Below are 11,596 nucleotides of genomic sequence, written 5' to 3' on the forward strand. Positions count from 1 at the left end.
TTATGTGCTGAAAATAAAAATGAAGATTTTAAGGGTGTTACAGCAAATGAAATTGCAGAAGTAATGAAGGTTCAAAGAAATGTAGTAAGTCAATATTTAAATGAATTATGCAGAGAGGGGTCTGTCATAAAAACGAATACAAGACCAGTTTACTTTTTTGATGCTAAATGGCATATAAAGAAGAAAGGAAATGAAGAAGTTGTACATAATGATCCTTTTTCTAAGGTGATTGGACATAATGGAAGTCTTAAGGAGCAGATAGAACAATGCAAGGCTGCTGCCATTTACCCAAAGGGTTTACCAATAACTTTAACTGGGAGTAGTGGAGTTGGGAAAAGTTATATTGCAAAGATTATACATGAATATACTATCTATAAAAAATGTATAGCTGAAGATGCACCATTTGTTACATTTAACTGTGCAGATTATGCAAACAATCCAGAGCTTTTATCAGCAAACTTATTTGGATATAAAAAGGGAGCATTTACAGGAGCAGACAAGGATTCTATGGGACTTATAGAAGTTGCAAACAATGGTTATTTGTTTTTAGATGAGGTTCATAGATTATCACCAGAAGGACAAGAAAAGTTATTTTTATTTTTAGATCAAGGAAAGTTTAGAAGGATTGGGGAAACAAATAAATGGAGAACTTCTAATGTAAGATTTATATTTGCAACAACTGAAAATTTAGATGAAGTTTTGCTTGATACATTTAGAAGAAGAATACCTATATTTATAGAAATTCCAGATCTTTCACTGAGAACGTTATCAGAAAGGCTTTCTATGATTCATAGCTTTTATAAAAGAGAAGCAGTTGAAATTGGCAAGGATTTAGTAATAAATAAAAATGTTGTAAATGCATTACTTTCAACAACAGGTAATGGTAATGTAGGACTTTTAAAAAATATTATTATAAGTAGCTTAGCAAATGCTTATAGATTAAGAAATAATGATGTAATAGAAGTAAATTTAGAGAGTTTACCAAAGAATGTGAAGGGCTCTATAAATATAGAAAAAACTTTTTATTCAAATCATATGAATATTATAAGAGATGAAAAAATAGATGTTGCACTTATTGGGAATGAGGAAAATTATAAAAAAGTTATTGATGAAGAGTTCAAGTCTATTATAAAAAATATAAGTACATTTGGAAGCTCAGATATAGAATATGAAAAGTTTAAAAAGCAGAATAATAGAAGTATAAATAAGATTGTAAAAGAAGTTATATTTAATAATACTGAGATTGAAAAAGATATTTTAACATATGACTTAATATTTAATATAGTGAAAAATGCACTAATATATATACAGAAAAATTATGGCTTAAAGTATTATGGAAACACTACTAAGATATTAACTTATTTAATTATCACATTTAGAAGTTTAAATAAAACTTTAAAGAAAAAAGAAGTAAGCCAGCAGTTAAACATATTAAAGGGATGTTTTTCAGAAAGCTATATAATTAGTAAAAAGCTTGTAGGAATTATTGAAGGAACATTAGACGCAACTCTTGATGAAGATGTTTTATTATTAATAATTTTATACTTAAACAGTATGTCACAAGAAAATTCTAATAAAACAAAGGGAATTATAGTAGCACATGGTTTTTCAACAGCAAGTAGTATTGCAGCTGTATCAAATGGACTTTTAGAAGAGTTTATATTTGAACCCTTTGATATGCCAATTGATGTAAATATAGCTACAGTAACTAAAAAAATTAAAAGTTATTTAAGTGGAATAAATACAGAGCAAGGTGTAGTTATTTTGGTGGACATGGGTTCTTTAAATGAAGTATATAGTGAGATAAAGGAAGCTATTAAAGGTGATGTTGGAATTATAAATAATATTTCAACAAGGCTTGCTTTAGATGTTGCAAGTAACATTATAAATAAAGAAACAATTGAAAATATAGTACAAAAATGTTCTGAGAATAACAAGACAGAGTTTAAGTATTATAAAGCAGAAAAGAAAAAGAAAGCTATTTTAGTTACATGTATTTCAGGTCTTGGAACAGCAGATAAAATAAAGAAGATTCTTAAAAAATGTATTGGAGAATCTGATTTAGAAATAATAGCACAAGATTATGAGAGCATTGCTTATGGAATGGAAAAAAATAAAGTAATCAAAGATTATGATGTTAGATTTATTATTTCAACAACAAATATGGAAATTGAGGGAATGAAGGTAATAGAGCTTCAAAAAATAATAAGTGGAGAGTTTGATGAGTTGCTTGGAAGCTTATTAGATGAATCAGAAAGTAAAAGGGATATTAAAGAGATTAAGGATAACATTATAAAATTATTCTCTTTAGAAAATATAATAAATCAATTAACTATATTAAATCCAAATAAAATAATAGAAGAAGTATCAGAAATTATAAACAGATATCAAATATATTTAAATAAAGATTTTGGAAGTGAATTAAAGTTAATCTTATTTATTCATATAAGTTCATTAATAGAAAGAATGGTAATGAGAGAAGAAATCTTAGAAAGTGCAAAAGAAGAAAAATTTAAAGAAGAAAATATGGAATTTATTATAGAAACAGAAAAAATATTTAAAGATGTTTTAGATGAATACAGAGTGAAATTAACAGTTGCAGAAATTATAAATATTTACTATATAATAAAAATGCGTAACTGCATTTAGGGGAGAGGGGAATTTAAGATGTTAAGTATATTAATAAAGCCAGTTTCAGGGAAGTGTAATTTAAAGTGTGAGTATTGTTTTTATGAAAAAACAAAGGATATGAGAAAAGAAGTAAATGAAAATATGACAGAAGCGACACTAGAAAATATAGTGAAGAAAGCTTTTGGATATGCAAATAAAACAGTTACCTTTGCATTTCAAGGGGGAGAGCCTACACTTATAGGACTTCCATTCTTTGAAAAGTTTATAAGTTTAAAAGAAAAGTATAATAAAAATAATATAAATGTAAATTTAACAATTCAAACGAATGGTTTTAATTTAGATGAAGAATGGGTTAAATTCTTTAAAAAAGAAGGATTCTTAGTTGGATTATCAATTGATGGACCTAAAAAGTATCACAATGCAAATAGATTAACCTTTGAAGAGAGAGGAACTTTTGATGTTGTAATAAAAGCTAAAAAGCTTATGGACAAGCATATGGTAGCCTACAATGTTTTAACTGTTGTAAATAGCAGAAACTATTCAAGAGCAGCAGAAATTTATAGCTTCTATAAAAAAAATAAAATAGCATTTGTTCAATTTATTCCTTGTTTAGATAGTGGATTTACTCAAACAGGAAAGGATAACTATTCACTAAAGCCACAAATGTATGAAATGTTTTTACTAGAATTTTTTGAATTATGGTATAGGGATTATCAAAAAGGTAGTGCAATTAGTGTAAGATTATTTGAAAATGTATGTGCAATAATGCTTGGAATGACACCAGAAAGCTGTGAGCTTATGGGTAAGTGTAGTATTCAAAATGTAATAGAGGCAGATGGATCGATATATCCATGTGATTTTTATGTGACAAAAGAAAATGATTTAGGAAACATAAATGAAATAGAATTTAAAGATATTCCTAAAAATAATGTAGCACTAGAATTTTCTAAAATGACAGAACCACTACACAAATGCAAAAAGTGTAAGTATGGTGCATTATGTAAAGGTGGATGTAAAAGATATAAGAGCACAGAAACAGGTGAATATTATTACTGTAGTACCTTCAAGAACTTTTATGATGAAACTATAGATAAGTTTATAATTATCTGTAAAAACATTGTAAGTAGAGAAAGAGGAAAAAAATAATAAAGTAAGTATAAGAAAGAGCTATCGCAAAAGTGGATGAAAAATTCACTCGTGATAGCTCTTTTAGAATGTTATTTTTTTAAGATTAAGGTATAATTATAGTAAATAAGTTAAGAATTAAATTAGGAAGGGAGATGAGGAGATGGCGATATATTTAAATACAGATAGATCATTAAAAAATTATAAAGAGCTTTTTAATGAAGAGTATTTTGTAGATAAATCTTTAATAATAAAATCTTTAAACAAAAAGATATCAACTAAAAGTAAATATGTCTGTGTTACAAGACCAAGAAGATTTGGAAAATCCAGTGTTGCAGACATGTTAGGAGCATATTATTCAAAGGCTGTTGATTCAAGGGTAATTTTTGATAAGCTTAAAATTAGTAAGGATTGTAGCTATGAAGAGAATTTAAATAAATATAATGTTATAAATATAACCTTTAATAAACTGCCTAACGAATCTAAAACCTATGATGAATACATAAAAGCTATACAAAATACGCTAATTGAGGATTTAAAAGAAAAATATCCTAAAATAGAATTTAAGGATTACTATAATATAAGCGATATGTTTTTTGTAACTAATGAAAGATTCATATTTATATTTGATGAATGGGATTATATTTTTAATAATAATCTTTTTGTTGAAAATCAAAATGACTTTTTGGAGTTTTTAAGAAATCTATTAAAGGATCAACCATATGTAGGACTTTGTTATATGACAGGAGTACTACCGATTAAAAGATACGCAAGTGGCTCAGCACTTAATATGTTTGATGAATTTACATTTTTAAGAGATAGAAATTATGGAGAGTATTTTGGATTTACAGAAGATGAGGTAAATTCATTATGTAAGCAAAATAAGAGTGTAAGCTATAAAGATTTAGAAGAATGGTACAATGGATATCAAACAGCCTTAGGAAAGAGAGTATATAATCCACGTTCTGTAATCAAAGCACTTCAAAATAGTTATTGTGGAAGCTATTGGACTAATACAGGTGCAATGGATGAGGTTATTGAATATTTAAAATATGATATCTTAGAAATTAGAGATGATGTTATAGAAATGGTTTCAGGAGAAGAAATTGATATAATAATTGATGAAGAATTTAGAGCAGGGCAAGATATTCCGAAGACTAAAGAAGAAATTTATTCTGCCATGATAGTTCTAGGATTTTTATCTTATTATGATGGAAGTTTAAAAATTCCGAATAAAGAATTAATGAAAGAATTTGAAAAGGGATTAAAAGATGAATCTTTTGGATATGTAGCTGAGATAGTAGAGAGCTCAAAGGAAATGCTAAAAGCTACAGTTAGTGGTGAAACAAAAATAGTAGAGAAAATTTTGCATGATATACACAATTCAGAAATACCAATTCTTCAATATAATGACGAAAATAGCCTTTCATGTGTTTTAACTTTAGCATATCTTTCAGCAAGGGATACTTATAGAGTTGAAAGAGAAGAAAAGACGGGAAAAGGGTATGCTGACTTTACATTTCATCCTAGAAGAAAAAAAGATGTAGCATTTATTGTAGAACTTAAAAAGGACGAAAGACCAGAGGTTGCAATAAATCAAATTAAAAATAAAGAATATGTGCAGAAGTTCAAAAGAAAAAATAAAAAAGTTTTAGCAGTAGCAATTTGTTATGACTCAAAAATAAAAGAGCATAAATGTATTATAGAAGAATTAGAAAAGAGTATCTAATTTATATGAGTAGCTTTAGTTTAAAAATAACTAAAGCTACTTTTTTATGTTTTAAAGTGAAGTTGAGAGAAAAATATTCTAGAGTAAAAGAAGAATAGACGGATTTGTAATTAGTGTCATAAAAAAAGTAGGATAAAAGAGAGAAATACTATATAAGATATAGCTTTTGTCATATATGGGTATGTGATGAAGGGAAAAAAGCTATGGAAACCCTTGAAAACGTTATTAAAAAAACTTTTTTTCTTATGACAAAAAGTTGGCATGAGATTTGCTATTAATATAGGTATGAGAAAAAAATAAATAAACATTTAAAGAATTTGGGAGGTATTATATATGGAAATTCAATTTTGGCAAATACTAGCTTTAGCAAGTTATGCAGCTTTAGCACAGTATGATGGGTTACACTTTTTATTTGGTTTACCAAAACCAGTTATAGCAGGTATGTTTGCAGGGGTTGTTATGGGGGATATGACAACAGGACTTTTAGTTGGGGGAACAATCCAACTTATGAACTTAGGAGTTAGTAACTATGGAGGAGCTTCAATTCCTGATTATATGTCAGCAACATTAATATCAACAGCTCTTACAGTTTCAACAGGACAAGGCGTTGAATTCGCAGTAGGTATTGGAGTACCAGCAGCATTATTATTAGTTCAATTAGATATCTTAGCAAGAATGACAAACACATTCTTCCAACATAGAGCAGAAGCTTATGCTGAAAAGCGTGATTACAAAAAGGTTAAACTTATGAATGTACTAGGAGTTATTCCTTGGTCATTATCAAGATTTGTACCAGTATTCGTAATTTTATTCTTCGGAGCAGATATGGTTAACAGCTTACTTGCTGCATCACCAGTATGGTTCTTAGATGGATTAAAAGTAGCTGGAGGATTATTACCAGCAATCGGTATAGCAATACTTTTAAAGTACTTACCATTAAAAACATATGCACCTTACTTAGTAATGGGATTTGCAGTAGCAGCTTACCTAAACGTTCCAGTACTTGGAATTGGGTTAATTGGAGGATCTATAGCATTCCTTAAGTTTAAAGAAAGAGAAGAAGAAGCTATAAAAGAAAGCCAAAGAGTATCAGTATCTGTTGGAGGAGGGTTTGACGAAGATGAGTAATTCAGAAAGAATGTTTAGTAGAAAAGATATAAATAGAGCCTATTTTAGATGGTTTGGAGTTGGAGAAACAGCTTGGAACTATGAAAAGATGCAAGGACTTGGGTATTGTTACACAATGATGCCTTTCCTTGAAAAGATATATGAAGATGAAGATGATTTAAATAAAGCAGTAACAAACCACTTACAGTTCTTTAACTGTAATATGACAACAAGTGCTTTAATAATTGGAGCAAACTTAGCAATTGAAGAAAAAGGTGGAGAAGGAGTTCACGAAGCTGTTGCAGCTATTAAGACTGGACTTATGGGACCTTTAGCAGGAGTTGGAGATACATTATTTGGAATGACATTTAACACAGTATTTGGTTCAATCGCAGCATATATGGCTGTTGAAGGAAACCCAATTGGATGTATAATATGGATACTTGCAAATATAGCAAGAATGGGACTTGCAAACTTCTTTATGCACCTTGGATATAGAGAGGGAGCAAAGGTTGTATCAAGTGTTGGAAGTAAGTTAAAGCACGTAACAGAAGCTGCAACAATCTTAGGAATGACAGTTATAGGGGCATTAATCCCAACAGTTGTAAAGGCAAAGACTGCATATATATTTAAAAGTGGTGAAGTTGAAATGCCAGTACAAGAAATTTTAGATAAAGTTATGCCAGCATTATTACCACTTGGAATAGTATTCTTAACTTACTGGTTACTTGGAAGAAAGAAATTAAACTCAACAAGAGTAATCTTCATACTAATATTAATTGGTATGGTAGGTTCAATGTTAAAAATCTTAGGATAATTTAAACAAAGGGAGAGGTTTTAAAAATGAAAGGGATAGTACACATTAGAATTGATGATAGATTAATACATGGACAAGTTGCTGCATTCTGGAGCAACACTGTAAAAGCAACTAGAATAATGGTTATAAATGACCAAGTTGCAAATGATGATATGCAAAAATCAGTATTAAGAATGGTTGCACCAACAGGAATGAGAACTTCTATAATAACTAAAGAAACTGCATTTAAAAATATAAGTGCAGGAAAGTATGAAGGTCAAAGAGTTTTAGTAATAGTTAAAAACCCAGAAGATTTATTAGAGCTTATAAAAATGGGACTTCCAATAAAGACTTTCAATGTTGGAAACATGGCAGCAAAAACAGGAACTAAGCAAATAAAACGTTCAGTAAGTGTAACTGAAGAAAATGTAAAAACATTTAGAGAGATTAATGAACTAGGTGTTGAAATGACATCAATAATGGTTCCAGATGATCCAAAAACAAATATTATAGACTTTATAAACAAAGCAGGTCTTTAAAAAAAAGAAAGCTCTCCTAAATTTTTGGGAGAGCTTATTTCTTTAAAATAATACATAAAAGATTAAAGGGAGATAGAAATTTATGATAGAAAATATTAAGTTTAAAATTGAAAATAAAGAAGAAATAATAAATCTAAAGAGAAATTTTAAAAAATATAGGCTTTTTGAGAATGAAGAAAAGGAGCTTTTAGAATATTTAAAAGAAAATAATAAGGAAGAAATAAAAGAAACTATAGAAAAAGCTGACAGATTTTTAGAAGGGAAATTTATCTTTGATATGAAATGGGATATGGAAAGATGCAAGGAGCCTTATATATTTGAGGGAGAAATAGATTGGCTTAAGAATCCTTTTGGTGATAGTGAATGGACATATATGCTAAACAGACATAGACATATAGTCTTGTATGGGAAGGCATATTTTTTAACTAAGGAAAAGAAATATTTAAAAAGAATAGAGGAAGAAATAGAAGGATGGATTGAAAAAGTTAAGGTAGACACTCATAAAGAAGCCTTTAGAACTATTGAAGTTGGAATAAGGCTTAGAAATTGGGCAAAATTATTGGAATTGTGTATAGAAGATTTAAATGAAGATTTAGCAAAAAAAATGATAGCTTCAATGGAAGAGCAGGTAAAATATATATTTGAAAACAGTAGGGAAGACAGAATTTTAAGCAACTGGGTAATCATGGAGAATGTTGGTGTTTTTATAGTTTTAGCATTTTTAAAAGGGGATGAAAAGTATAGATTAAAGGCTGAAGAAATGATAGAAAAATCTTTAGAGATACAAATCTTAAGAGATGGACTTCATTGGGAACAATCATTCATGTACCATAATGAAATAGTTAATTGCATAATTGATATGGTTTTATTTTCTGAAAAGTTAGATATAAAAATAAATAGTAAAATACACGAAAAGCTAAAGAATATTCTGTATGCAACATTAAATATGGGAGACCCAAATATGTGTCAGATAAACTTTGGTGATAGTGATATAGAAAGCTTAGAAGATATTTTAAGTGTAGGAGCAAGTATATTTAATGACAGTAATTTAAAGTTTAAAACAAAAAAGATGCCACTAGAAAGTGTATTTTCAGTAGGACATAAAAAGGTATTAGAATTTAATAAATTAAAATCAGAAAAAAATGAATTAAAGTCTATAGCCTTTAAAGATTCAGGAAATTACTTTATAAGAGATAAAAATAATCTTACTTTCTTTAAATGTGGTCCATTAGGAAGTGGGCATGGACACTATGATCTTTTAAGTACAGTTATAAATTGTAATGGTGAAGAAATAATCTGTGATGCAGGAAGGTATAGTTATAGAGAAGATGAGCCTTTAAGAATAGAGCTAAAGGGAGCAAAAGCTCATAGCACTATGACGGTAGATAATAAAGAATTTAATGAAAGTAAGGGTTCGTGGGGAAGTAAACGGGTTGCAAACTATATAAAGAGAGAAAGTTACTTTGGAGAGCTTGGAAGCTTAGTTGAAGGAGCGCATACAGGGTATGAAAATATGCTTTTAAATAGAAAGGTTATTTATTTAAAAGGTGGAATTTGGATTTTTAGTGATGAATTTTTTGGAGGAGATGAAAAACTTCTTCAAAGTAGATTTAATTTAAAATATAAAAATGAAAAAGTAGAAGAAAATAAGATAATTTATAAAATGAAAGATGGGCAAAATTTCAATATTGTGCCACTTGGAAAAAGAGATATAAGAATAGAAAAAGCAAATATATCAGAAGAATATAATTCACTATATGAAAGCGATAGAATTGTATTAGAGAAAAAAGGTAATGGAGATGAGTGTTTTAATACAGTAATGTATTCAGATGAAATAAAAGTTAAAAAGATTGAGTATATTGAAATTTTAGATTGGAGAAAAAGAAAGCTAGATGAAAAGTTTGCAAGAGCTATAAAAATAGAATGTGAGGATGAAGAATTTATAGTTGTAATTGCACATAATGAAGAAGATAGTGGAAGAAAAACTTATACAGTTGATGGAGTGCAAGTTTATGGAAGAGTTGTAGTTATAGACAAACTTAAAGGAAAGAGTGAAGTATTAAGTTATTAGTTTTAGATTGATTAAAAATTTATTCAATGTGTATAATATAGGTAAAGATAAACATAAGAAGGGAGAAAAGCCATTTATACACTACAAGAATTTTTAGAAATTGAAAAATTAAATGATGAAGTATTAGAATATGTAAATGGACAAATTTACAATAAATCTTTTACATCGATAGAGCATAATCTTTTAGTAAATGCTATATCAAGAAAGGTAGCAAATTATTTAGATGGAAAGAATTGCAATGTGTTTACAGAACAAATAGAAGTTATATTAGGAGAAAATAGAGTAAAGCCAGATGTGTTTGTTATATGTAAGGGTGAAGACAATAAATACAATAAAGTAGGGCAATCTATTTTAACTATTCCAGAAGTAATATTTGAAGTAGTTTCAAAAAGCAATGCAGAGTTAGATACTGTAATTAAAATGAATCTTTATGCAAAGCATGGAATAAAGGAATATAATCTTGTTTACAAGGAAGGTTCTATAATTCAATATAAATTAAATGAATATGGTTCTTATTATTTAAATAAGGTATACGAAGAAAATGATATATATGAGGGAATTAGTTTAGAAGACTTCAAAATGGAGATAAATCAAGTGTTTAAGGATATATAAAAGAATTTGTGTAAGAAGAATGAAAATAGTGTCATATGAAAGTTATGAAATAAAAAATAAAGTGTATGAAAAAGGCTTAATTATAGAAAAATTAGGTCTTTTTTTCATATTACAGAATTTGGCATAAGTATTGCTTAATAAATAAGTATAAGAAAAAAGTGAGGTAAAAATTATGAAAAAGAAGCCAAATATCTTATTAATAACAAGTGATCAGCAACATTTTGACACAATTGGTGCCTTTAATAAAGAAATAAAAACACCTAATTTAGATAGATTAGTAAAAATGGGAACAACTTTTGATAGAGCCTATACAGTTAATCCAACTTGTACTCCATCAAGAGCTACTTTAATAACAGGAAAGTATCCAAGCCAACATGGAGCATGGACACTTGGAACTAAGCTTCCTGAAACGGAAAAAACTTTAGGTGAAATTCTTCAAAAGGAAGGATATAGAACAGCACTTATAGGAAAAGCTCATTTTCAGCCATTAAAGTCTACAGAAGAGTTTCCTTCATTAGAGGCATATCCAATTCTTCAAGATTTAGAATACTGGGAAAACTTTAAAGAGGATTTTTATGGTTTTGAAAAGGCAGAGCTTACAAGAAATCATACAAATGAACCTCATGTAGGTCAACATTATGCATTGTGGCTAAAGGAAAAAGGGTGTGAGAATTGGAAGGATTATTTCTTAGCACCAACTGGAAATATGGATTCTAAGAAAGAGCACATATGGGATATTCCAGAAGAGTACCATTATGATACATGGATTGCAGAAAGAACTAATGCATTAATGGAAGAGTATAAGGAAAAGGATGAAAATTTCTTCTTGTGGGCAAGCTTTTTTGATCCACATCCACCATATTTAGCACCAGAGCCTTGGGCATCAATGTATGACCCGGAAAAACTAACTATTCCAGGTGTTGTAGAAGGTGAACATAAGGATAGTCCACCACATATTCAAAAAACACAGGAAGAAAATCCAGATT

General features: G+C 28.8%; 9 protein-coding genes. All 9 read left to right on the forward strand.

Annotation, left to right across the window (positions count from 1 at the left end; all coding sequences use genetic code 11):
* The coding region (locus ACRC28_RS00810) for a sigma 54-interacting transcriptional regulator (RefSeq protein ID WP_438541555.1) at positions 1-2,649 on the forward strand (2,649 nt) is incomplete at its 5' end.
* Positions 2,650-2,667: 18 nt separating this feature from the next.
* Positions 2,668-3,777, forward strand: coding sequence for an anaerobic sulfatase maturase (locus tag ACRC28_RS00815; RefSeq protein ID WP_438541556.1), 1,110 nt, complete (start codon positions 2,668-2,670; stop codon positions 3,775-3,777).
* Between the two features lie 142 nt (positions 3,778-3,919).
* Positions 3,920-5,485 carry an AAA family ATPase gene (locus ACRC28_RS00820; protein ID WP_438541557.1) on the forward strand — a complete coding sequence of 522 codons (1,566 nt, stop codon included), beginning with the start codon at positions 3,920-3,922 and terminating at the stop codon, positions 5,483-5,485.
* 333 nt (positions 5,486-5,818) lie between these two features.
* A complete protein-coding gene (locus ACRC28_RS00825) occupies positions 5,819-6,613 on the forward strand; it encodes a PTS mannose/fructose/sorbose/N-acetylgalactosamine transporter subunit IIC (protein ID WP_438541558.1) in 795 nt (264 codons plus the stop codon).
* Positions 6,606-7,409 carry a PTS system mannose/fructose/sorbose family transporter subunit IID gene (locus ACRC28_RS00830; RefSeq protein ID WP_438541559.1) on the forward strand — a complete coding sequence of 268 codons (804 nt, stop codon included), beginning with the start codon at positions 6,606-6,608 and terminating at the stop codon, positions 7,407-7,409. The genes ACRC28_RS00825 and ACRC28_RS00830 overlap by 8 nt, the downstream gene beginning before the upstream one ends.
* Positions 7,410-7,435: 26 nt before the next feature.
* Positions 7,436-7,927 (forward strand): PTS system mannose/fructose/N-acetylgalactosamine-transporter subunit IIB, encoded by a 492-nt coding sequence (locus ACRC28_RS00835; protein ID WP_438541560.1) that lies wholly within the window; start codon positions 7,436-7,438, stop codon positions 7,925-7,927.
* A gap of 82 nt (positions 7,928-8,009) precedes the next feature.
* The gene (locus ACRC28_RS00840; protein WP_438541561.1) at positions 8,010-9,998 is read left to right on the forward strand and encodes an alginate lyase family protein; all 1,989 of its coding nucleotides are present in this window, start codon (positions 8,010-8,012) and stop codon (positions 9,996-9,998) included.
* Between the two features lie 72 nt (positions 9,999-10,070).
* Positions 10,071-10,610 (forward strand): Uma2 family endonuclease, encoded by a 540-nt coding sequence (locus ACRC28_RS00845; protein ID WP_438541563.1) that lies wholly within the window; start codon positions 10,071-10,073, stop codon positions 10,608-10,610.
* A 172-nt stretch (positions 10,611-10,782) separates the two neighbouring features.
* A partial coding sequence (locus tag ACRC28_RS00850) for a sulfatase-like hydrolase/transferase (protein ID WP_438541562.1) occupies positions 10,783-11,596 on the forward strand: 814 nt, incomplete at its 3' end.

Source organism: Clostridium sp. (assembly GCF_051650885.1).
Lineage (GTDB): Bacteria > Bacillota > Clostridia > Clostridiales > Clostridiaceae > Clostridium.